This window comes from Paenibacillus thermotolerans (genome assembly GCF_028745515.1).
GTDB lineage: Bacteria > Bacillota > Bacilli > Paenibacillales > YIM-B00363 > Paenibacillus_AE > Paenibacillus_AE thermotolerans.
Map to the genome: position 1 here is coordinate 18,443 of NZ_JAQZSG010000011.1, position 22,830 is coordinate 41,272.

The following is a 22,830-nucleotide window of genomic DNA, read 5'->3' on the forward strand; positions in this document are numbered from 1 at the left end:
CACGTCCTTGCTGTCTCTATTTTTATGACTTATACGCCTTTGCGCATCATGATGCTGCAGAGGACATCCACCTTGTTGTCGGCCGACGCGAGCGACTCGAATTCTTCGAACAGCACGGGGGAGACGGATTTATATTCTCCTTTGTGGTAATGAATGATTAATACATCGTCGCTCGGATCGAAGGTTACGTAAGCAATCTGTTTGTGGTCGAGCGAGACGGATTGCATGGATCATCACTCCCTAATCAAAGTAATGGTTCAGAAATATGCGGAAACAACTCGGCCTATTCTATCGTTTTCACGAACTTCATGTTAAAACTGCTAGCCGAAGGAAAAAGGAATTGTACGAGGGTAAAGCGAATAAGAGAAAAGTAACTCGTTTGAAGGAGGATACAAACATGAGCTTTTGCTGCGGTGCAAGCATGGTAGGTACGAAAGGGACTCTGCGCCATCTTCGTACACAAATTCATAACGTGCCCATCTTATTTTGCCCGGTATGCCACCGCATCGAGGTGCATCATCTCGTAGAAGACGAGTACGAGATTTTGGCCGAATATGCTCATGGCGACGGTGCAAACGAGGTAGACTTTGACGACTACAGCGATACGCTTGCGCGTCACGATTTATTTGAAAACTGCGTCAGCACGGAAGACGAGGATCCGCTTCAGCTTGTCACGAACCAGATCGATATGGCTTTGGATTTACTTCGGGTGGCAAAGCAGCTTGACGATATAGAATGGGAAAACCAATTGAAAAACCGGCTTCGGGTTATGAGCGGCCGAAGAGATAAGCTGCGCCGCAAGAAAATGTTGGGCGGCCAAAGGTAACAATTTCGACTTCACTAACGTCTCTTCAGGAAGAGGCGTTTTTTTTCTATATAATGGTTTTTGCGGCTTACCCCCTGAAACGGAACCGACGGCTCGAATTCTGATAGTACTGAGGTGAAACGGGTGATCCTGTTACTTATCAAAAGGTGGTTTTCAGGCCAGCGAACGCCGCCTCAGGTTACGGAGCATCAACATTTGGAATCCGCGATTGCGCGCATTCAGAATGGCGATGCCGCATTACGCAACGATCTTATTGCGCAGTATCAGCCTTTCATTGCAAAGACAGCGGGCAAGTTCTGCAAGCGGTATATACAGCCGGAGACGGATGACGAGTTCAGCATCGCGTTATCCGCATTCAATGAGGCGATCGACGGCTTCGATTCCAAGGCGGGGAGCTCGTTTCTCGGCTTCGCCGAAGGAGTCATCCGCCGCAGGCTGATCGATTACGTGCGTAAGGAGCAGCGGTTTGCGGGGCAAATCCCGCAAAGCGCATTCGAGGTTGAAGGCGACGAGGACGAACGGTTTGATCCCGTCGATGCGAAAGAGGCGGTTGAACGCTTCGAACGCGACCGAATCGCCGAGGATCGAAGGCTTGAGATCGAGACGCTCAGCGCGCAGCTTGCCGACTTCGGCATAACGTTCTCGGATTTGGTCGAGTGTTCGCCGAAGCATGAGGATTCGCGGCGAATGCTGATCGGTATCGGTGAACAGCTTAGCAAAAATGCGGAGCTCTCCGGACTGCTGCTGGCTAAAAAAACGTTGCCGCTGAAGGAAATGACGGAGCTTGTGGAGGTGTCCCGAAAGACGTTGGAACGGGGCCGTAAATATATTATTGCCGTAACGCTGATCCATCTTGGAAGCTTTCCGCACCTGAAATCGTATGTGCTGGGCGGGACAAATACGGAAAACGACAATGATAAAAAGCAAACGAAAGGAGGGCGGGGAGCATGACCAAAGGCATCGTGATGGAAATCAGGAAAAAGGATTGCGTCGTATTAACGGAAACGGGCGCTTTCGTTCGGGTCCGCAGCCGCGGCGGAACGATTGCGGTCGGCGACGAAATTACCGTGCCGGAAATAAACAGGTCGCTGCCCCGCCGCTCCTGGATGATGGGTTCGGTTGCCGCCGCTGCGGCGTTTATGCTGGTAGTCGTATTTTCCGTATTGCCCGGCGCCTTTCCGCAGGATCCCGCGCAAACCGTCATATCGAATAACGAAGCCGTCGCTTACATATCGATCGACATTAATCCGAGCATTGAACTGGGCATCGACGGAAAAGAGCGCGTTGTTGACGTCAGGGAGCTGAACGAAGACGGGGCGAAGCTGATCGGCGGGCTGTCCTTGTTGGGTGAAGAGGTAGACTCCGCCGTACGGACCATTATGGAAGAAGCGGAGAACAAGGTGCTTAAAGACCGCGACTCTGCAGACATCGTCATTACGAGCGTGGTTGTAGCCGAGGATGCCGATCTGCAGGAGGATGCGCTTACTGCAGGGCTTCAGGAGGAGGTCCGGCAGGTGCTGGCGCAGCATCATGAGGAGCGGCTTGAAGCGTTTCGCGTCACGGTTTGGTCGGCTCCGGCCGAGGTGCGCGAAGAGGCGGAAGCTCAGGGGCTGTCTACCGGCAAAATGGCGTTTTATTTGAAAGCGAAGTCGGACGGCGCGGATGTTTCGGTAGAGGAGCTGAAGACCAACTCCATTCATGACGTTGCGGAGAAGTTTAAGAAGAAGGATTTGCTCTCTTCGGGCGTTTCGTATACGAAGGAAGAGATGAAGCAGCTTCTTAAGGAGCAGAATGAAGAGCTGAAGAAGGCGAAGAAGAACGACAACCGTCCTGCAAGTAATAAGAATGACGACGACGGCAAAAATAACGGTTCGGATGATCGGAATCAAGGCGGGGACAAGAACGGCAAGAATAACGGCAACAACGGTAAAAATAACGGTAAAAGTAACGGTAACGGGAAAGGCAAGGGCGGGAGAGACGACGATGAGAACGGCGGACCGCCGAACGAACAGGGTGTGGACCGAAACAAAGACCAGGACCGGGATAACGGCAACGGCAATAAAGGGAATAACGGAAAGGGGAACGGGAAACAAAACGGAAAACAAAACGGCAACGGACAATCCGGGAAGGCCGGGGGCGATAGAGGCTCCGGCAGCGGAAACGGAAACGGGAACAAGAACGACGGTGAGCAAGAGGACCGGCATGACGACGGGAATGAAGACAAATCGAATAACGATAACCAAGGCCGCACCGGAACCACCGATGGCGGCCTAAAGCCGGACAAAGGGAAAAATGCGGAGAAAACGCCGCCGGGCCAAGCCGGAAAAGAGAACCGCAACGAAAGTGCGGACAGTTCCGGAAGCGGTAACACAGGGAACGGGAACGGCAGCAGCGATAAGGGAAACGACGGTAACAATGGAAATGGCGGCAACAATGGCAGCGGCAAGGAAAAAACCGGCGGAAAAGGCAACGGAAACGGCAACGGCCGGGGCAATTCCGACAAGGATAAAGGTTCGGACAAAAAGTAAAGCGAGGAAGACGCGGCGGGATCGGGAGGCCGTGTCTTTTTTTTGCGATTATCCCCCTTTTATCGAGTTCTTCGTGTGTTACAATGGGTCATATAAAGCGTTAATGCGTCACTACGTTAATGTGAATGACAGTCTGCAAAGCGTAAGGTAGTCGTCAATCGAATGGGGGAGCTGAAGGGCACATGCGATACAATATATTCGGCAAAACGGGCGACCGCGTATCGGCGCTCGGCTTCGGAGCGATGAACCTGCCGGGCGTACCGCTCGAGCAAGCGCGCGATGCGTTAAACTACGCGTTGGATCACGGCATAACGTACATCGATACTGCCGCTGCTTACCGCAACAGCGAGGAGATTATCGGGGAAACGATCTCTCACCGGAGGAACGAATATTTTCTGGCTACCAAAACGGGACAGCGCAAGTACGATGCGGCCAAAGCGGAAATCGAACGAAGCTTGCAGCGCATGAAAACCGATTATATCGATTTGCTTCAAATTCATTATGTGAATTACGTGAGCGAATTCAACGCAGCCATGGAAGAGGACGGCGCGTACCGGGCTGCGGTTGAAGCGAGGGAAGCGGGCAAGGTGCGCTTCATCGGCATTACGGGACATCGGCCGGAGCTGCTGGCGAAGTGGGTCGAGAGCGGCAAATTCGATCAGGTGCTGTTTCACCTCAGCCTTGTACAGCCGTTTGCCAAGCGCGACCTGCTGCCCACGCTGAAGAGGCTGAACTTGGGCAGAACGGCGATGAAGCCGCTGTCGGGCGGTTTCGTGCAGCCGGTCGAGAAGGCGCTCCGGTTCCCGTACAGCCAAGACGTACATACGATTATATCCGGCATGGTCAGCGTCGAGGAGGTCAAGCAAAACTTAGCCGCTTTCGAACGCGAGGTGGAAGAGGAGGAGCGGCTCGAGCTGGAGGCGCTGGCTGCCGAGCTCGGCGAGCATAACTGCCGCCGCTGCAATTATTGCTCTTGTCCGCTCGAAATCGCGATTCCGGACGTCATGATTTCCAGCACGATTCGTACGAAGCTCGGATTGCTTCCGAAAGGCGCGGCGTTCTACGAACGGCAGAAGGAAAAGCTGATCTCGTGCGCCGACTATGAACCATGTAAAGAGAAGCCTCTGTGCGAGCAAAAATGCCCGTACCACTTGCCGATGCAGCGAACGATCCAGGAAACGGCCGCTCACCTTCAAGGGTAAGCAAGCCACACTCCAACATGGATTGATCCGCGCGGCATTTATTTCATCGAGGTTTTTTGGCTATAATTCCAATAAGATCTGCACGAAAAAACGGAGGAGTCGCCATGTTTATGAAGAAGGCCCCCGCATCGCAGAATGACCGTGTGCCTCCGGGCCAAACCTTGACGGCCGGCTTTCCGGTGCTGCATTACGGGGATGTAGCGCGGTATACGGATGTTCGCACGCAATGGGATTTGCGCGTGTTCGGATTGGTGGAGGAGGAGCTTCGGCTTTCCTATGACGAGTTTATGGCGCTGCCGCGCCGCGAGTTTGCCAACGACATTCACTGCGTAACGACGTGGTCGAAGCTGGACAATGCATGGGAAGGCGTGGCCGTCTCGTCGATTATGGAGCGCGTGAAGCCGAAGCCGGAAGCGAAGTTCGTCATGCTGCATGCCGAGCACGGCTGGACGACGAATTTGCCGATCGAGGACTTCCTGCGCGAGACGTCGTTCTTCGGCATTAAGCACAACGGAGCGGAGCTGACGCCGGAGCACGGGTATCCGGTTCGGATGGTCGTGCCGCATCTATACTTCTGGAAGAGCGCGAAGTGGCTGCGCGGCATCGAGTTTATGGCCAAAGACAAGCCGGGCTTCTGGGAGCGCAACGGGTATCACATGTATGGGGACCCGTGGAAAGAGCAAAGGTACGATTTCGATTAGGTTTTGTAGCAGTTAGAGCGACCTGGGCACCTGAACGGTGATCGGATCGCTCTTTTTATTAAACTAGCCGATTTTAGCGGTCATTGAGTTCCGTTAACTTGAGGCGCTGAATAACTAACTTGGGCGGTTTGCAGATTTATTACAAAGGAAATGATAATAACTATCAATCCGCCATGAAAAAAAGGAGTTGCCCAAGTTTGACGAACGCAGGTCCGAAGCGCAAATCATTTTCCGTGTTTTCCACGTTTTATTCCGTTATCGCCGCTATAGGCGGCTTCTTGTTCGGTTACGATACGGCCGTCATATCCGGCGCGGTCGGCTTCATTCGAGAAAGGTTTGATCTGAATGCCGGCATGGAAGGGTGGGTCGTATCGAGTATTATCGTAGGCGCCGCTATAGGAGCAGCCTTTTCCGGGGTACTAAGCGATACATTCGGCCGCAAAAAAATGCTGATGGCGGCTGCGGTGTTATTTGTCATCGGCTCGGTCGGTTCCGCGTTCCCAAGCACCGTCACCGGATTGGTCTGGGCCAGGATTATCGGGGGAATAGGCGTCGGCATGGCTTCCACGTTATCTCCGTTATACATTGCGGAAATCGCGCCAGCCCGGATTAGGGGCCGATTGGTATCGATCTACCAGTTTGCGGTGGTGACCGGAATATTCGCGACCTTCTTTATAAACAAAACGATCGCCGGATACGGTGACGACGCATGGGATGTCTCCGCCGCATGGCGTTGGATGCTTGGGTTCGGCGTTGCTCCCGGCATCCTGTACCTGCTTCTCCTCTTGTTCATTCCCGAAACTCCCCGTTGGCTGATGAAGAAAAACCAAGAGGTTCGGGCTTTGAACGTGCTGGAACGAATGAACGGCAAGGAAGCCGCGAAAGCCGAGCTCCATGAAATGCTAAATCTGAAGGAAAACGATCAAGGCTCGATCAAGGAGCTGTTTCGGCCCGGGCTGCGGCTTCCGCTGATCGTGGGGGTCGGGCTGGCCATCCTCCAGCAAATTACCGGAATCAACGCGATTATGTACTACGCTCCGGAAATTTTGAAGCAGACGGGGGCCGGGACCGATGCCGCGTTAACCCAGACGGTACTCGTCGGGCTCGTTAACTTTGCGTTTACTCTGATTGCTTTATGGCTTATTGATAAAGCGGGGAGAAAGGCGCTCCTGCTCGTCGGCTCCAGCGTTATGATGATTTGTTTGTTTGCCGTCGGATACGGCTTTCATGATCCCAACGTGCCGGGATACTTCGTATTGTTTTTTATCCTTTTGTACGTGGCGGCTTTTGCCGTCGCTCGGGCCGGTCGTGTGGGTCATGATTTCGGAAATATTTCCGGGCCGAATCAGAGGCCGAGCGACCGCCGTCGCGGCGTTAGCTTTATGGGCGGCCGATTATGTTGTATCGCAAACGTTCCCTATGCTTTTGCAATGGATCGGGACATCGTCGACCTTCTGGCTGTTCGCCTGTATTGCGCTCGTGACCGTCGTATTCTGCGCGAAGGTAGTCCCGGAGACGAAAGGAAGATCGCTTGAAGAAATCGAACGGCTTTGGTCGACGAAGCCTCTGAAATAAATTGAACATATTCAGGAATTGATGTATTCTAAAAAGTGCTATTAATATAGTTAGCGCTAATGACATGTCCCCCGTTTGCCGGATGAACCGCGGACGGGGGCTTTTAATAGGGGGAAATCCGATGCAGTTGATTCATCCGGGCAAGGTTCAGCAAACCATCGATCGATTAAAGGGACGGGAGCTCTTTATTCATCTCGAATTGACGACCGGCGCGTACGCGGCCCATTGGGACAGCTCGAAGCATCCGTCCGGCCTGTTCATCAAGAACGCGGTGATTCGGTATTCGCACGGCTCCATCTCGGGGAAAGACGGGCCGTACCGAGTCGGGTTAAAAACGGATAACGGCTGGATTTATGCCGAAGGCTTGACGCATTGGGAGGAAGAAGACGCGGACCGGCTCATCCTGGAAGGACATGACAGCCAAGGAAAGCTTGTTGTGGCGCTGATGCTCGGTTCCGAGCCATTTTGACGAAGATGAGGTGAGCATTGATGGAAGCACGCATTCTGGTTATACTGCCGCATCCTGACGACGAATCGTTCGGATTGTCGGGCACACTGGCAAAGCATATATCTGAGGGAGCCCAAGTTACCTATGCATGCCTTACGCTGGGAGAAATGGGCCGAAATATGGGCGTTCCGCCGTTCGCGAACCGGATTACGCTGCCGTCCTTCCGCAAGCTGGAGCTCGAGGCGTCCTGCCGCTGCATCGGCATCAAAGACTTGCGCCTGCTCGGGTTCCACGACAAGACGCTGGAGTTCGAAGATCCGGAGCTGCTGGACGGTAAAATCGACGAGCTGCTGCGTGAAGTGGAGCCGACGCTTGTTTATACGTTTTATCCGGGCTACGCCGTTCACCCCGACCATGACGCATGCGGTGCGGCCGTCATTCGTACGATCGGAAGGCTGCCGGAGGCGAAGCGGCCGGTCGTGCACTGCATTGCGTTCTCCAAAGATTGCGTCGAGGTATTGGGAGAGCCGGATGTGCTCGTGGATGTGAAGGCATTTTTGAAGCAAAAAACAGGCTCCATTCTCGCGCACCGCTCTCAGTTTCAAGTGCCGGAGCTGGCGGGGAACAAAAAGCACGACGATCCGAAGGTCGTTGAGCGATTCGGCAAGGAACGGTTCTGGACATACCGGTTTTAAGCGACGATAATGGCTGGAGTCATATGAGATTATTCATGCGGCATGACGGAAACTCATGACGTTTACGCACTAATGATCTATGACGGTCCCCTTGTACAATGGAGTCAACAAATCCACATACAGGGGGCAATACATATGAACAGGATTCAAAAATCGATGGTAGCGGCAGTCGCGGCCGTAATGGCGGTCGGATTGTCGGGGTGCGGCAGCTTCGTCGAGCGGGTGAACGACTCCGTCATGGGAGAAAGTGCGGGGTCGGGCGAATTGGTTTCGCTTGGGCTGAAGAAGTTCGATGAAACCGAGTTCGACTCCGTCCGAGTGAATACGATGGCTATGACGGTGCAAGTGGAGCGGTCCGAAGGGAGCGAGGCGTCGGCCGAGCTGTTCGTGGACAAGGCAATCAAGAACGAGTTTACATATTCGGCGGTCTTGAACGGGCGGACGCTGGAGCTGAAGGTGGACGAGGAAACGACGGCGGCTTCAAAGCGGTCATTCGAAAAGCAACAAGGGCAGCGCAGGCTGGTTGTGAAGCTTCCGGCGAAAAGCTTGGAGAACGTATCCGTCCGTAACGAATTCGGCGAGGTGGAAGCTGTCGGGCTTGCAGCGGAGCGTCTGGACATCGGTGTGGAGGCCGGTGAAATCCGTGTGCGCGAAGTGAATGCGGAAATGGATCTTCAGGCAGGCGCCGGCGATATTGAGGCTGACGGAATCGTGCTCCGGCATGATTTGAAGGCGGTGACGGAAGCCGGGCAGGTTCGTGTCAAGCTGTCTGAACAGCCGGAGGCGGCGAAGCTGATGCTGGGCAGTGAAATGGGCGAGGTGAAGGCGGACCTTGACGGAGTCGATTATACGATCCGGTCGCGGAACGCCGTGGTCGGAACGATTGGAAGCGGCGGTCCGAAGCTTCACCTGTCGACGGAGTTGGGCTCCGTAACACTTGAATAGAAGGAAGGCGGCAGCCATGGGCTGCCGTTTTTTTGCATTGCGAAAAAAACTGGGAATAACTTACCAAAATAATTGCCGTTTCCCGGTGAAAAATGTTCTTATATGGAATTTGCGGATCGAAAGGAGATACCCATGAGGAGACTGGCGTGTATCGTGATCGTCGTTAGCGCCGTGTTCGGTCTGCTTCCGGACTTCGCCGCTCGGACGGAAGCCTCGGCTCCCAGAAAAGCCGTTATCGTGGTGAAGGCAACCCCGGAGTCGGACTTAGCCTCTAGCATCGAATTTAAAAATGTCGGCGCGTTGGAGCGTGCGATCCGCGGGGAAGTTAGTGTCCCGATGGCGGAAGCTCCGGCATCCGACGCATATTTGATGATGGAGAAGGACGGTACCCGGACCGAATACGTCGTTTACCCGGGAGGGCAGCTGTACGATATTCGGGCGAGGGCGAAAATCAACTTGAACCGAAAAATCCGAACGGTGCTGCTGTCGTACGTGGATCGGCTGAGAGAGAAGCATTACGGAAACCCGGTACACTGGGAGGAAGCGGACCGGATCATCCCAAGGAAGTCGGTCATCAAAGTGACGGACATAGAAACGGGGCTCTCTTTCGAGGGGCAGCGCCGGGCCGGCCGGCGGCACGCCGACGTTCAACCGCTTACCGCGGCAGATACGGCCGTGATGAAAAAAATTTATGAAGGCAAGTGGAGCTGGAACCGGAAAGCGATCATCGTCGAAACGGACGGGCGAAGGTTTGCCGCCTCCATGAACGGCATGCCGCACGGGGGCGACGGGATCCCGGGGAACCAATTTTCCGGCCATTTTTGCATTCATTTCCGAGGCAGCTCGACGCACGGATCGGGCAACGTCGATCCGATGCATCAGCTGATGGTGTATAAAGCGGCGGGCCGATTGGAGCCGTATTTTGCGTCCATGTCCCCGAATCAGACGATCGATACGTTCTTTGCCGCACTGAACATGGGCGAGCTCCACGTGCTGCGAATGCTGTTTACGCGTACCGATAACGAAAGTCTTGCGTATTTTCTGGAGAAGCAGCCGAGGCTGGCGAGCATCAGCGGAGAACCCGAAGGGGCGGAGGCGGATTTGTCGGGAGAGCTCAGCGCGGAGCTGCCGTACGACGTACGGATCGCATGGGAAAGAGGGGGGAAGGAGAGAGCTGCGTATGTGTTCCATATGAAGCGGCTCGCTTATACCCAAGCTTGGAAAATCGAGCGGGTGGAGCTGAAGGAATAAGAGAAGGCCAGCCGTGGGGGCTGGCCTTCGTTGTTCTTACGAGCCGGGCTCGGGAGTTTATTCGCCGGCATACATTACCGTTGTGAACCATGTAAACTCGATTTCCGCGCTTTGTCCCGCCGAATTCGTCGCGGTGATGGTGACTGCGCATTCAACCGTTTCGCCGGCATGGGCATCCGCAAAAGAGATGGTCCCCGTTATTTTCCCGGTTTCCGATTGGATCGTCAGCCCGGGCGGAAGTCCGACGGCGGTATAAGTGATCGGTCGGTTGGAAGCGGCGGCAATCGTCAGTGAAATCGGATCGCCCGGAATAGGGACGTCATTCTCATCGAGATACATTGTCGTATGTTGGTCAAAATCGCCTTCGCCAAATACGGGCGGTGTCGGCTCATCCATAATAACCTCAACCATCTTTACCTTCCACACGAACTCCAAAACCGCGCTCTGCCCCGCGGTATTCGTCGCGGTAACCGTAACGCCAAAATCGACCCACACGTTGAATCCGGCGTCGATGGCCGCCGTGTCGATCGTACCCGCGATCATTCCCGTCGAAGGATTCATCGTCAGGCCCGGCGGCAGCCCGCTCGCGGAATACGTAATGCTGCGATTGGAGACGGCCGTAATCTGCAACGAAACCGGCTGCACCGCAGGGGACGGCAATCCGTACGTATTGACCGTAACCGTAGTTTCCGGACCGGAAACGCTTAAGAACACCGGAGCCGTTGCCGACGTAACCGGCGGTCTCGGAGGCGTATCGACCAGAAACGCGACACTGTCCCATTTCGAACTGCCTGCAATGGCGGCGGAGACCGTATTCGAGCCGCTAAGATAGGTGAGGAAGGATGCCTTGACGATTCCTCCCGACACGGTCGTGTTGCTGACGGTCGCTCCTGAAGATGCGGACCAATTGATCCCTCCGTTATAATCGGAGACCAATATGCCGTTCGAGTCGACGACGCGAGCGGTGAGCGTATACGTTTGCCCGGTTACCCAGCCGGAGCCCGGCTGGTCGATGACGACGCGGTCGGCGGCACCGGAAACCCCGATCTCCAAGGTGGCGGCCGCGTCCCCCGCTTTGCCGGTTACAGTGTATTTGCCGCTCTTTTGAGAGACGAACACTCCGCTCGCCGGGTCGACGGACGCATCCGAACTGTTGATTGAGAAGGTAACGTTAGGAACGATGTTGCCGTAAACGTCAAACCCGGTAATGACGGTGCTTTCCCCCGCCTTAACGGACGGCTTCTGCGCGCCTAGCTTGTGCAAAGCGGCAGGGGTAACCGTTACGTCGACCGTTCGGGTAAGCTTGCCGCTGGTTAGCGTAAGCTTGCCTTTGCCGGCTTTCGTTCCGGCTTTGAACGTGCCGTCCGCGTACGTGCCGACGTCAGATGAGCCTTGAATCGCTTCCCCTTCGATCGCGTTGCCTTCGGCGTCGGTAACGGCTGCCGCTACCTTCACGATTGCGCCTGCCGCCGCGGTAACGCCTTCGGCTTCGATCGCCGCAGGAGCGCCCGGCTTCCTCTTTATCGTTAGGGTGGACGCTGCCTTATTGCCGGCTTTGTCTAAAGCGGCGACAGTGATCGTATTGTCGCCGATCGTTAGGCCGACGGCGGCCTTGAACGGACCGTCGCTTACGGTAATCGAGATGCCGTTGACTACTACCGAAGAAGCACCGTTAACAACGCCCGAGATGACGACGGATTTTTCAGTGGTTTCAGTCATGGCAAGGGGGTCTACTTTCAAGGAAGGAGGCTCGGTGTCAACGTATTTCGTATAAATGGTTTTGCCCGCACCCAGATCGTAAGTGTAGAACGCTCGGTCAAAGAGGTAGAACGTTAATCCTCTGGTAGCCGCGGAGTTAGCGGAGGGGTCGATCATATTTTTATCCTCCGCAGTAATAATGCCAAGCTCAACCGCTTTTTCTAAGTAACTGGAGGGCCAAGCTTGGGTAGTATCGGGCTTTACTCCGAGAAACTTCATTAAGAAAGCGACGGCTTGAGCGGGAGTGAGCTTTCCATCCGGGTTAAACGTACCGTCCGGCATTCCGATCGGCTCGCCGCCGGCCTTCTCGACTAACGCTTTCGCCATGGCAATACTGCCTGATGCCCAGTGGCTTTGCGTATCGGGAAAGGACGGAGCCCCGGTCAGCAGCTTGGCGCTGCTCTCTTGGCCGAATGCCCGAACGATGACCGTAACCAGTTCCGCACGCGTCAAATTGCCATTCAGCGCCAGATCGCCGTCTCCCCTCCCTTGAATCAATTTCAGAGATGACATTCTTTGCGCGGCAGTTTCGGCGGTTGTCGGTTCATATGCCGCATGCGCCGCCGGACCGGATTCCGGACTGACGCACACGACAGCCAGCAGCATCGCCGCCGGTATGCACAGCAAGAGCAGCTTGCGGAAGACAACATGCAAACGTTGACTGAAAATAAACATGCACCTCCTATAAAAACGATCAAAATAAATGCTATTACGTTTCCACTTTATGACAGAGTAAGTAGGCGCGCAATAGTGCAAAGCAAAAAAAATCGCCGGCGTCTTCGCCGGCGATTTGCCTTGATCGTAGTTATCTCTCTTTCAAAACAACATGTTCGAAATACCGATGGTACCACAGTTCTACAACCCCAACGGCCAACGATATCCAGAACAGATCCGCGTAGCTTAAGTCCCAGTCCATCATCAGCTCTGCGCCCAGCAAAAATATGTATGCCAGGCCGAAATCGGCGGCTGCGGCCACTACGTTATTGGCGATCCGCAGCACCATCATATCCCCGATAACATAAGCCGTTATCGAAAGCGCCAGCGAAGCGACGATCGCTTCCCACAGATTGGCGCCGGAAAGCCATAGCAGCAAAGGGACGGTTACGATGCCGTTCACAAGAAATTTAACAACCAACGTTTTCATAGGTCAGCGCCTCCTCATTTGTAACCATTTTTCCCTTGGTGCGGCAAACGCATACAAGCTATGAGCAGCCTTGCGGAGGCGTGCGAGGCTGCTCTAAGCCGGCCGTTTAAAGCGCGAGGTAGGAGGCGGTCCCAATTGCCGCCCGAATGGGGACATCGCCAGTAAGCGGGGGTAACCCCGTTTCATCGGGGCGTATCGGGTTACTCTCGGCGAATTGGGACAAATACACATAATCGGGCCGGGTCGCTTGATCGAGCAGGTATGCCGAGGTGACGGCGCCGGGACGCCTGTTGGAATTCAGCACCTCTATAATCCGCTCCGCGGTCGAAATACCGATTCCGTGACCGTAATACCGTTCGCCGCCCATATAGATGACATTCTCGCCTTGCCACTGCGGCGTGCTCGGGCTTACCTCAGGATTGTCGAAGTACAGGCAGTCGCCCGGAATAAACCGGGTCGTCGGTACGGTCCGCAGGCCTAAATCGCGGTCGGTGTCCCAAGTATACAAATGCGTGCCGGCAAATAGACGGTTGTATTGCGTTTCGCCGATCGAATCCAGGACGGCTTTATAAAAGACGATGACGATGGCGGTGGCGCATTCAAAGGCGTACAAGGGGCCGTTAACGTAAATGTCGCGGATCGCATCGGCGGGAGCCCGATCGGGACGAAGGCGGAAGCCGCCGTTCGGCTCGCGGTCCCAGTACGCCGGATTGCACGCGGACTTCGCAAAGCTCGCAAATCGCGCGCCGCTTGAATTCAAAGCTCTTGCCGCGTTCATAGTCATCTCGCGCATCCGAAGCTCGAAATTCAACTCCCGGACGCTCGGATATACGAACGGCTCGGGCCTGGCCAGAAGCATTCCGAACAACGCTTGCCTTACCGGCGAGGCGGCTTGCTGCGCGGAGCTTGGGAGCGTCAAGGACCCGTCGGTCAATCGAATCATGGTTGGCACATCTCCTTTCGTTCTTTACATGATATTCACCCGGACGGAGGAACGCCCGTTGTCCCGTTCGATATGTACCGTTGTTTTTACACAATTTTAATAATGGCAACGGGAGGAGCGTGAGGGTGAAGAAACGAACATATTCTTATCATGACAAAAGTTTGCGAAGGAGCTGAAGTTTGCCGATGAATCCGATTGTCGCGCATAGAGGCTGGTCCGGCAAAGCGCCCGAAAATACAATGGCTGCATTTCGGTTGGCTTTGAGCGACTCAAAAATTGCAGGGATCGAATTGGACGTTCAATTGACGAAGGACGGCGTCCCGGTCGTCATCCACGATTATACGGTCGACCGCTGCACTAATGGGAAGGGGATGGTGAAGGACTACACGCTGCAAGAGCTGAGAAAGCTGGACGCCGGATCCTGGTTTGGGAAACAATATGCCGGCGAACAGGTGCCGACGCTCCATGAAGCGCTTGCGGCGATGAAAGGGAAAGTGTTCGTCAATATCGAACTGAAGTCGCCGGGCGGCATGTACCCCGGACTGGAAGAGGAAGCGATCCGCATCGTTCGCGGACTCGGCATGGATCAGGACGTCTACTTTACGTCTTTCGACCATGAGGTAATTCGGGAAGCGAGCCGGCTGGCGCCGGACATCCGTACGGGGCTGCTGTTCAGCGGCCGCCCCATATTGCTGAAGGAGCAGTTCCGGGCCGCGGGCGCCGCCGTGCTGTCCATCGCATACCCGTTCCTGACTCCTGGTTTGGTGGAGGAGGCAAGAGAGAACGGCATCGGCATTATGGCATGGACCGTTGACGTCCCGGAACATATCAAGCTGGTGGCGCAGCTCGGTTCCGATATTCAAATATGCACGAATGTCCCTGACAGAGCTTTCCAAGCGCTTGGCCGTTGAATATTTTTCCGCAATCCGCATATAATAAGAACATACGTTCCTTATTCGATGCGGGGGTGGAGGCGTGGTGTCGATAGCGGCGCTTATGCGTTACGCGGAAGCGGGAAGAACGATCGAAATGATTTATATGGATGCGCACCGAAGATTTTCAAGGCGGACGGTGAAGCCCATCGCGCTCGAGGGCGGCAAGCTGAAGGCATACTGTTATACGAGGCGGTGCGTTCGGATATTTTCCGTGAGCGGCATTTTATCGGCGAGTCCGGCGGTTCGCCGTGCATCCGGGATATAGCGGAGGAATGCTTGATGATCCGTGTATTCGTATACGGCACATTATTAACCGGAGGTTCGGCGTACGGGAAGATCGCGTCGTTCGTCCGGTCGGCAAGTCCGGGAGCCGTGCGCGCGTCGCTTGTTTCGGCGGGCGAATACCCCGCCATGATTCTCGGCTCCGGCGTCGTTCGCGGCGAATGGCTCGAGTGCGAAGAGGCGGCGCTTGCAGTCATGGATGAATGGGAGGACTACTACGGCCCCGGAGACCCGAGAAACGGATATGAGCGAGTTATGGTTACGGATCTGGACGGAACGAGGTCCGGCTTGGCTTACGTATGGTGCGACGACCGCGGCTGCCCGCCGATTCCCGGCGGCTCATGGCGCGATCATCTCGCAGGCAAGCAGTAGACAACGGCTCCCGATCTTGCGGATCGGGGGCCGTTTCCTTTGCGATTCGCGCATCGAATTCGCCCCTTTGCCGCAGGTTGTTTCGTTTCATTGTACCTTGCCTTCGGATTTCGGTACAATATGGCATAGGAGGGGACGAGACATGAGTAAACGATATTTTACCCCCGAAGAGGCGAACGAACTGCTGCCCTTCGTGATAGAGGATATTCATAGACTGCAAGAAACGAAAGACGGCTTCGTCAATAAAGCGATGCGTCTCAGAGAGGTGCGGCTGCTCGCGCAAGCGAACCCGACCGATGCGGCGGAGGACGAAATTTTTCGTTTGGAAACGGAAATGGAGTTTTTGCAGCTGGAGGCGAAGACGCTCATCGAAAGCATTCGCATGAAGGGTGCGGAGCTGAAGGATATCGATACGGGACTTGTCGACTTCCCGGGGCGGATCGATGGGGAGGAAGTGCTGCTCTGTTGGAAGATGGGCGAGGACCGGATCGCATTTTACCATGGATTGAACGATGGCTTTCGCGGAAGGAAGCCGATTCCGGGAGGAACGGAATGACTTTCTTGACAGCAAGAACGATACGCAAGCGGGTTATTGCCGCGGCAGTATGTTTGATTGCCGCGTGTTTTGCCGCCTCTCCGGGGGTATCGGCACATACGAAGCTAAAGCAATCGGTGCCCGCGGAAGGGGAAGTCATGGAGTCGGCTCCTCCGGAAATTCGGCTTACGTTCAGCGGGAAGCTGGAGGATGCGCTGCATACGGTCACTCTTACGCCGGAGGGCGGCGAAGCGGTCCCGCTGAATGAGCCGGCGCTGGACGAATCCGGGACGGCGCTGTCGGTGCCGCTGCCCGGCGGGCTGGCGAACGGGGCTTATACGATATATTACCGGGCGGTGTCCGCGGACGGACATCCGGTCGAGGGGAATATCGGATTTGAGCTTCGCGCTCCCGAGCCGGCACCGGCGGGCGAGCCTGCGCCTTCGGTGGAGGAACCGGCCGAGACGGCTGAGCCCGAGAAGCCGGGTGACGGCGGAGCGCCGGCGGCTCCCGCAGACCCGGGTGCAACGGATGAAGACCATTCCGGTCATGCGGGACACGAGGAACAGCCGGCGATGCCGGAGAAACCGGCCTCAAAGACCGGCGATGCATTTCTGGGCGCCATGTATACATCCAGCGCGATTTATTATGTCACTCTGCTGGCGCTGGCCGGATGGGCGCTCTGGAGCCTGCTGTACCGATGGGGCGAAAGCGATGCCGAGTGGAGAGCTCCGCTCGGTATTTGGCTGCAGGCGCTGCATCTGGCGGCGTTTCTGCTGCTTGCGGCGCTCCAATGGGCCGATGTGCAGGCCGGGGGCGGCTTAGACGCGCTCCTGAACTTTGTGCGGACCACGGATATCGGCCGCTCGTGGCTGTTCACGCTGCTGCTGTCCGCCGCGGGCTTTGCGCTGCTGTTCCGCTACCGTTACGTGGATGCGTCTTGGGCCGCGCTGCTCATCGCCGCCAAGACGCTGCGCGGCCACTCCGGCATGACCGACTCGGTCGCGCTGTCCCGCCTCTTCGACGGAATCCACCTGGCGGCGGCTTCCTTGTGGGTCGGCGGGTTGCTAACGCTGCTCGTGCTGCTCCGCCGCAACCGGGAGAGGCTCGCGGCGTTCGTGCCGGCGTTCTCGACGGCGGCGCTGCTCGCCTTCGCCGTGCTTGCCGCCACCGGAATCGTGCAAGCGATGTGGATTTCGAAGCATATCTCGGTCATCCTGGCGACGGGCTGGGGCACGCTGCTGATTGCAAAGCTTATGATCGTGCTGCTCGTGCTGCCGGTCGCCTTCATCCTGCGGCGCTCGTTCGCCGCCGGCAAGGCGGGCCGGTTTCAAGGCTGGCTCCGGGCCGACATTGTGTTATTGGCAGCCGTTATTGCCGTTACCGGCGCGCTGACGCACACCAGCCCGGTGCCGCCGCGGGACCCGTTGCATTGGCACGTCATGGGCGAGACGATTCATATGACCGCGAACGTATCGCCTAACCTGCCGGGCAGGAACGATACGGAAGTGCTTGTATGGGTGCCCGAAGGCGAAGGGGTTCCGGCTGCGGTCACGGCCGTCATTCGCGACGAGGCGAATAACGAGCTCGCCGTCGAGATGGCGAGAGTGGAAAACAGCGAGGACGTGGCGATGTTTCCCGGCTTCGACCGGTACGGTTACAAGGGCAAGCTGCGCATGAAGCACCCCGATCGGGAAACGCTCGTCATCATTGTCGTCCGAGCGACCGGCGAACGGGTCGTATATGAGAAAAAGCTATCGGAGCCGTAAGCTCCGATAGCTTTTTTTTAGCAGGGACAACGTACTAACGGCATCTTCAAAATAACGGACGCCACAGACGCTATATGGCCAATTTGCCCACCGCCGCGCCGCTAACGGACACCACAGACGCTAAACCCCGATTTTTGGCGCTGATTCCAGCTTTTTCGAGGCAATAACTGCAGTGGTGTCCGTTACAACTGAAAACTCGATTCAAAACGCCGAATAACTGCATCTGTGTCCGTTAGAGCGAGCCGTCAGGCTTGTTTCCTACTTTACAGCGCTGCCGCTTCTTCCTTCCACGCCTGCGGGTGCTGGTCGCTGACATAACGCACGGCGGCGGCGTTGGCGTCGACCTGCTCGGGCGTCTTGCAGCCCGGAATGACGCAGGTGACCGCATCGTGCTTGAGGCACCAGGCGAGCGACCACATCGCCATGTCCATGCCGGCCGGAACCTCGTTCTTGCGGATGTTCTCCACCTCGGTCAGCTTGGCGATGCGCTGCTCGGCGTCATGCCGGTGGCGCACGTCGTTGTCGCCGAAAACCGCGCCCGGCTTGTATTTGCCGGTTAAATAGCCGCTGGCCAGCGGCACCCGTGCGAGCACGCCCAAATCGTGCTCGATGCAGGCCGGGAACACGCGGTTTTCCGGCGCCCGATCCAACCGGTTGTATACGACTTGAATGGAGGATGCGCCGACTTTGACCGCCGCCTCCGTTTGATGCAAATTGTCGTTGCTGCCGATGGAGATGCCGAGATGGCGGATTTTGCCTTCCCGCACTTGTTTGTCGAGCATCGTCCAGAGCTCATCGTTGTCGAACGCGTCGTCCGAACCGGAATGAAACTGATACAGATCTATGTAATCGGTTTGCAGCGCACGGAGCGATTCCTCCAGCTGCTCCTTCACGTCCGCCGCGCTCCAGCGCTGTTCCCGCTCGAACAGCCGGTTGAAGCGGTGCCCGAACTTTGTCGCAACGACCCAATCCTCGCGCCGGTCCTGTTTCAGAAATTGACCGATCAGCCGTTCCGACAGATGGTCCCCGTAGCATTCCGCCGTATCGATCAGATTGATGCCCGCTTCCTTCGCCCGGCGCAGCACCGCGTCCGCTTCCTCCTGGGAGTAGGTGAGGCCCCATTCGCCGCCGAACTGCCACGTGCCGATGCCGATCACGGACACCTTCATGCCCGACCGTCCCAATCGCCGATATTTCATTACAAAATGCCTCCTTTTCGCCAAAACGCCCTTATTCACAATATTACCAGTCTTTACCGCGAAACTCTATTCATACTCTAAGGATATTCCGAAGGTTCCCAATTTACTATATGTTGCAGGGAGAACATTTTTCAGGAGGGAGTTATGGTAATGGTTTAGGGATTGCAAACGGAGGGGAGAAGTGATATTATTTTCTTCGCAATCTCATTTGCGGGTGTAGTTCAATGGCAGAACTCCAGCTTCCCAAGCTGGTGGCGTGGGTTCGATTCCCATCACCCGCTCCATACATATAATTCTGAGAAGCCTTGATGCACAAGGCTTCTTTTCTTTTTCACTGCATCGGCTGTATGAAACGGGGGGCAAGGGGTGGAAGGCGCCCGCCGTTAGTTGTTACCGCTTTCGGGTTAAGCCTGCTGCTTGCTTACCTTGTCCATAAGATCTCTTCGTTTCATTTCATCTTGCAGTAATTTGATGAATTCTTCTTCCAGTTGAAGTTTTAAAGCAATTTGATATGCCGTAATTAATGCTTCATCCGTAAGGTTTTGCATGATTACCCCTTCCGTAAGGCGAACGGCGCTCCTCCCCTCACCCAGGGATTAATTATGAGTATTTTTACAGACGTTTTATACAAAAAAAGGGCAATTTATCCATTAGGAGGAAGGTGCGTGTTTTGTATTGATCAGCCTGCCGATCCCCAGCGCAAAATGACTCCAAAAAATTTCTTCGACCATTTGCCCTTGCTGGCCGTCCTTGCACCTGACGGTGACGATCACTTCCGTGCTTTTTTCATATTTCGCTTTCGTTCGTTTCTCTTCATTCTTGGTAAGCAAAAGATCTACCAAGAAGCCGCTCAACAGCCCGAACACCAGGCCGATAAAGCCCCAAATAATCGGCCCCCACGCCAGAACGAAGCCGTAAATCGAACCGAGCAGCATGAAAATAACGCCGGAAATGCACGCCGCATCGACAAGGCTTTTGCCGTCGGAGCGATGAATCGTGTCGAATATTTGCGAGCGTTCCACTCGCCGGTCGATCGGAATCGCAACGATGTTCTCGGGTCCGATTCCTCTGCTTTTTAACTTTTCCAAACACATTTCCAGTTCCGTCGAATATTCGAAGGTCGCTACGATGTGCACAGGGCTCACCTCATCGATTCATAGATTTCATCAAAGTTTCCCTGTTGGAAGTGGTTCCTCAAATAATTTCCTTGCTCGATCTCAAATACTTTATTGTTCACTACGGCTTTGGCGTATGTATCGTACATGGAAAAAAGATATATGGACGGAAAATAAAGAATCCATTGCGGATCTATCACCGAGGTCGCTTTGGCGAAATCGCCTATAGACGAAAAATAAACGCCCTCAAGCAAATGGGAAAAATGCAGCACGAAGCCCCACCAAAAAAAGCTGAATAACGCCGCCGCCAGGCGCTGCAAATAAATATAGCCGAGAGCGGGCATCAATAACGACCAAACGAGCGAAAGCAGCGGCTTTTTCTTTTCCAATATGTTTAATTCCAGCGCCGTGAAATGGAACGGTTTCATCTCACCGGTTTGGTTGTAGGCCAGTTGGTACGATTTGTTGCTTTCCACCGCTCTCCGGTAAGCATCCCACATGGCGAACACATAAACGGTAATGTAAACGAAAAAGTACCTGAGGTTAATGATCTCTTTCGCCTTGTCGAATTCGCCGATCATCGAATAGAAGATGGAAGTGTTGATGTTCGAAAACGTATTGACGACATATTCGAAGCTCATTAAAAAAAAGCCCCAAGCGTAGCTGTTGACTCTAAAATGCCCGAATCCGGGAAATGCCGCCGACCACCACATGACAATCCACGGATTGTTAAAGCTTAACGAGTTATTGGAATAAGCCGTTGTACTAACGATACTTCGTCTTTGCTGCATGCGTTGTACCTTCTTAACTTATTTATGACGGAATCGCTGTCTTTCAACGTATTATTTCCTTTTTGATGTATTTTATTACAAAAATTGGTTAATCAACGAAAATCAAACCACTGTCTATTAATGATCGGTACAGCTATACGGCTCGTGCTAGATATTTTCTTCATACGATAGATTAGCCGAACGGAAGATCCGGCATCCGATCGTTCCGTATCGGCAAAAAACGCGAGTTGAGGTGGGAACGAATGCCTGTCACAAAAGCGCTTTGCGATCGGCTGGCCCGAATAATCGGCGGTAAAGGGCAGCATCAGAAGGACGAATGCACGTACGAAAACTCAACGCTACGATTCTAGGGAAAAAATATGATACGGAGCATGAGATCGTCGTCCAGTCGCTTAAGAACGGGAAGTCGCTGAATACGGGGGAAATTACCCTGCTGCAGCGGGAAGTTCAACGCTTCGTACGCAAGGCAACCAGGCTTGGACTTAGAGTAAGCGCCGTTCACAATCACTGGTTGTTCGATAAGCCGCGGCTGATGTATGTTCATGTCGAATCCGTAGAAAATCCGATCAGATTTGCAAGAAAGATGGCTGTATTGCTGAGAGGTCTGAAATAAGCACAAAAGAAAGGAAGGTCCGAAAAGTCGGGCCTTCCTTTCTGTATGGCATCGAATCAGCCTTCGCCGCGCGGCGGAAGACTCCTCAAGAAGTCGTAAGCTTCCTGCACCGTTTTTACCGGTACGATCTTTATATCGTAACCTCTGCGTTCGGCTTCGGCCTGTACGTCGCGGGTATTCGAGTCGCCCGGCGCAACGTCTGCGGGTGCGAAAAAGATATCGACCTCCGCGCGGTGAGCGGCTACGATTTTTTCCTGAATGCCGCCGATTTGTCCGACGTTTCCTTCCAGGTCGACGGATCCGGTTCCGGCTATTTTGTAGCCTTTGCTGATCGGCTCCGGCATCAGCTGATTGAGAATTTCCAGCGAAAGCATAAGACCGGCGGACGGCCCGCCTATATCGGCCACTTCAATGCCGACCTTTCGCTGCGTCTCAACCGTCACCGCATCCTCCGGCAATATTCCCAAACCGGCGCCCGTTCCGTCGCCTAAAGAAATCGTCTCTACACCTTCCGTTCGCATAGCGCCGCTTCGCATAAAAGCGATCTCCACGCTGTCCCCGGGCTTTACGCCGCTCATGAGCCGCTTGAAATCAGCCGTCTGCGCAACCTTAATTCCGTTAACCGCTTGAATCACGTCGCCCACCTTGAGCGTTCCGGCCGCGCGCGAGCCGCCCGTAATCCCGGTTACGAAAACACCCTCGCGGTGAACCTCATACGGTTCCCCCGCAACGCCGAACGCGGCTGCGACCGCATTTTGCTGCGAGCTTTTCATCATATGGTTTAATAAAAGGTCGTATTCCTCCGCGGTCAAATTGCCGCTCACTTCCTCTGCCTTGCGAACTCTCGTATCCGGCGCCGCCAATCCGTAGAGCACCTCATAGAGATGCTCCGCCTTTAAGCTTAATACGGTAGACAAATTAAGACTTCCTTCGCCCGATTTATGCCCGTTCTCTACGGCAACCATCGGCTGAAGCGGCTCTATGGTGCCGGGCTCATAAAGATAGTACGATACCGGAAAAAGAAGCGTTCCCAACAATAATGCGGCGGAAGCCAGACCGGTTATCCATTTTCTTTTCACATCTTTCCTATATGCAAGCACTCGCTCTAATCCTCTCCCAATGCAGCTTCTGACATCCATTGTAAACGATAACGACCTTAAACCCAAAATAGGAAAAAGGGCCGCAGTCGGCACGCGTGAATGC

The 22,830-nt window shown here is 54.8% G+C and carries 24 protein-coding genes, 1 tRNA gene and 1 pseudogene; 17 read left to right on the forward strand and 9 right to left on the reverse strand.

Features of this window, described 5'->3' with window-relative positions; genetic code table 11:
* Positions 1-29: 29 nt before the first annotated feature.
* Positions 30-227: a hypothetical protein gene (locus tag PT964_RS11020; RefSeq protein ID WP_274363401.1), complete on the reverse strand. Its 198-nt coding sequence runs from the start codon at positions 225-227 to the stop codon at positions 30-32.
* A 170-nt stretch (positions 228-397) separates the two neighbouring features.
* On the opposite strand from PT964_RS11020, the gene PT964_RS11025 reads away from it, so the two are divergent.
* The 10 genes and pseudogenes from PT964_RS11025 (at position 398) to PT964_RS11070 (ending at position 10,171) form a co-directional block, all read left to right on the forward strand.
* A complete protein-coding gene (locus tag PT964_RS11025) occupies positions 398-826 on the forward strand; it encodes a hypothetical protein (RefSeq protein WP_274363402.1) in 429 nt (142 codons plus the stop codon).
* Positions 827-949: 123 nt separating this feature from the next.
* On the forward strand, positions 950-1,777 hold the full coding sequence (gene sigI, locus PT964_RS11030) for an RNA polymerase sigma factor SigI (RefSeq protein WP_274363403.1): 828 nt from the start codon (positions 950-952) through the stop codon (positions 1,775-1,777).
* Entirely contained in the window at positions 1,774-3,354 is a 1,581-nt protein-coding gene (locus PT964_RS11035; protein ID WP_274363404.1) for an anti-sigma factor domain-containing protein, read from the forward strand. The genes sigI and PT964_RS11035 overlap by 4 nt, the downstream gene beginning before the upstream one ends.
* A 182-nt stretch (positions 3,355-3,536) precedes the next feature.
* Positions 3,537-4,556: an aldo/keto reductase gene (locus PT964_RS11040; RefSeq protein WP_274363405.1), complete on the forward strand. Its 1,020-nt coding sequence runs from the start codon at positions 3,537-3,539 to the stop codon at positions 4,554-4,556.
* A gap of 104 nt (positions 4,557-4,660) precedes the next feature.
* A complete protein-coding gene (locus PT964_RS11045; RefSeq protein ID WP_274363406.1) occupies positions 4,661-5,257 on the forward strand; it encodes a sulfite oxidase-like oxidoreductase in 597 nt (198 codons plus the stop codon).
* Positions 5,258-5,430: 173 nt separating this feature from the next.
* Positions 5,431-6,832, forward strand: a pseudogene (locus PT964_RS11050) (sugar porter family MFS transporter).
* 121 nt (positions 6,833-6,953) lie between these two features.
* Positions 6,954-7,301: a YojF family protein gene (locus PT964_RS11055; protein ID WP_274363407.1), complete on the forward strand. Its 348-nt coding sequence runs from the start codon at positions 6,954-6,956 to the stop codon at positions 7,299-7,301.
* A 20-nt stretch (positions 7,302-7,321) separates the two neighbouring features.
* The gene (gene bshB2 / locus PT964_RS11060) at positions 7,322-7,975 is read left to right on the forward strand and encodes a bacillithiol biosynthesis deacetylase BshB2 (RefSeq protein ID WP_274363408.1); all 654 of its coding nucleotides are present in this window, start codon (positions 7,322-7,324) and stop codon (positions 7,973-7,975) included.
* Between the two features lie 135 nt (positions 7,976-8,110).
* Positions 8,111-8,920, forward strand: coding sequence for a DUF4097 family beta strand repeat-containing protein (locus PT964_RS11065; RefSeq protein WP_274363409.1), 810 nt, complete (start codon positions 8,111-8,113; stop codon positions 8,918-8,920).
* A gap of 132 nt (positions 8,921-9,052) precedes the next feature.
* Complete coding sequence (locus PT964_RS11070) at positions 9,053-10,171, forward strand: hypothetical protein (protein WP_274363410.1); 1,119 nt, start codon at positions 9,053-9,055, stop codon at positions 10,169-10,171.
* A gap of 57 nt (positions 10,172-10,228) precedes the next feature.
* Here PT964_RS11070 and PT964_RS11075 read toward each other — a convergent pair whose 3' ends face one another.
* The 3 genes from PT964_RS11075 to PT964_RS11085 all read right to left on the reverse strand — a co-directional run bounded on the left by PT964_RS11075 (position 10,229) and on the right by PT964_RS11085 (position 14,016).
* On the reverse strand, positions 10,229-12,604 hold the full coding sequence (locus tag PT964_RS11075; RefSeq protein ID WP_274363411.1) for a putative Ig domain-containing protein: 2,376 nt from the start codon (positions 12,602-12,604) through the stop codon (positions 10,229-10,231).
* A 130-nt stretch (positions 12,605-12,734) separates the two neighbouring features.
* Entirely contained in the window at positions 12,735-13,073 is a 339-nt protein-coding gene (locus tag PT964_RS11080) for a DUF2512 family protein (RefSeq protein WP_274363412.1), read from the reverse strand.
* A gap of 106 nt (positions 13,074-13,179) precedes the next feature.
* Complete coding sequence (locus PT964_RS11085) at positions 13,180-14,016, reverse strand: protein-glutamine gamma-glutamyltransferase (RefSeq protein WP_274363413.1); 837 nt, start codon at positions 14,014-14,016, stop codon at positions 13,180-13,182.
* 185 nt (positions 14,017-14,201) lie between these two features.
* Here PT964_RS11085 and PT964_RS11090 point away from each other — a divergent pair, with 185 nt between their 5' ends.
* From PT964_RS11090 to PT964_RS11110, 5 genes are all read left to right on the forward strand, one after another.
* Complete coding sequence (locus PT964_RS11090; protein WP_274363414.1) at positions 14,202-14,927, forward strand: glycerophosphodiester phosphodiesterase; 726 nt, start codon at positions 14,202-14,204, stop codon at positions 14,925-14,927.
* A 64-nt stretch (positions 14,928-14,991) separates the two neighbouring features.
* The gene (locus PT964_RS11095; RefSeq protein ID WP_274363415.1) at positions 14,992-15,216 is read left to right on the forward strand and encodes a WYL domain-containing protein; all 225 of its coding nucleotides are present in this window, start codon (positions 14,992-14,994) and stop codon (positions 15,214-15,216) included.
* A gap of 14 nt (positions 15,217-15,230) precedes the next feature.
* Entirely contained in the window at positions 15,231-15,605 is a 375-nt protein-coding gene (locus PT964_RS11100; protein WP_274363416.1) for a gamma-glutamylcyclotransferase family protein, read from the forward strand.
* Positions 15,606-15,747: 142 nt separating this feature from the next.
* Positions 15,748-16,161: a DUF2203 domain-containing protein gene (locus PT964_RS11105; RefSeq protein ID WP_274363417.1), complete on the forward strand. Its 414-nt coding sequence runs from the start codon at positions 15,748-15,750 to the stop codon at positions 16,159-16,161.
* Positions 16,158-17,909, forward strand: a complete 1,752-nt coding sequence (locus tag PT964_RS11110; protein ID WP_274363418.1) for a copper resistance CopC/CopD family protein — start codon at positions 16,158-16,160, stop codon at positions 17,907-17,909. Before PT964_RS11105 ends, PT964_RS11110 begins: the two co-directional genes overlap by 4 nt.
* Positions 17,910-18,172: 263 nt before the next feature.
* Here PT964_RS11110 and PT964_RS11115 read toward each other — a convergent pair whose 3' ends face one another.
* A complete protein-coding gene (locus PT964_RS11115) occupies positions 18,173-19,108 on the reverse strand; it encodes an aldo/keto reductase (protein ID WP_274363419.1) in 936 nt (311 codons plus the stop codon).
* A gap of 210 nt (positions 19,109-19,318) precedes the next feature.
* Here PT964_RS11115 and PT964_RS11120 point away from each other — a divergent pair.
* Positions 19,319-19,392, forward strand: a tRNA-Gly gene (locus tag PT964_RS11120).
* Positions 19,393-19,512: 120 nt separating this feature from the next.
* On the opposite strand, the gene sda is transcribed toward PT964_RS11120, so the two are convergent.
* From sda to PT964_RS11135, 3 genes are all read right to left on the reverse strand, one after another.
* Positions 19,513-19,656, reverse strand: coding sequence for a sporulation histidine kinase inhibitor Sda (gene sda / locus PT964_RS11125; RefSeq protein WP_274363420.1), 144 nt, complete (start codon positions 19,654-19,656; stop codon positions 19,513-19,515).
* Positions 19,657-19,758: 102 nt separating this feature from the next.
* Positions 19,759-20,244: a death domain-containing protein gene (locus PT964_RS11130; protein WP_274363421.1), complete on the reverse strand. Its 486-nt coding sequence runs from the start codon at positions 20,242-20,244 to the stop codon at positions 19,759-19,761.
* Positions 20,245-20,249: 5 nt separating this feature from the next.
* Positions 20,250-21,014 carry a hypothetical protein gene (locus PT964_RS11135; RefSeq protein WP_274363422.1) on the reverse strand — a complete coding sequence of 255 codons (765 nt, stop codon included), beginning with the start codon at positions 21,012-21,014 and terminating at the stop codon, positions 20,250-20,252.
* A 316-nt stretch (positions 21,015-21,330) separates the two neighbouring features.
* On the opposite strand from PT964_RS11135, the gene PT964_RS11140 reads away from it, so the two are divergent.
* Positions 21,331-21,627 (forward strand): DUF1259 domain-containing protein, encoded by a 297-nt coding sequence (locus tag PT964_RS11140; protein ID WP_274363423.1) that lies wholly within the window; start codon positions 21,331-21,333, stop codon positions 21,625-21,627.
* A 56-nt stretch (positions 21,628-21,683) separates the two neighbouring features.
* Here PT964_RS11140 and PT964_RS11145 read toward each other — a convergent pair whose 3' ends face one another.
* Entirely contained in the window at positions 21,684-22,727 is a 1,044-nt protein-coding gene (locus PT964_RS11145) for a SepM family pheromone-processing serine protease (protein WP_274363424.1), read from the reverse strand.
* Positions 22,728-22,830: the final 103 nt, after the last annotated feature.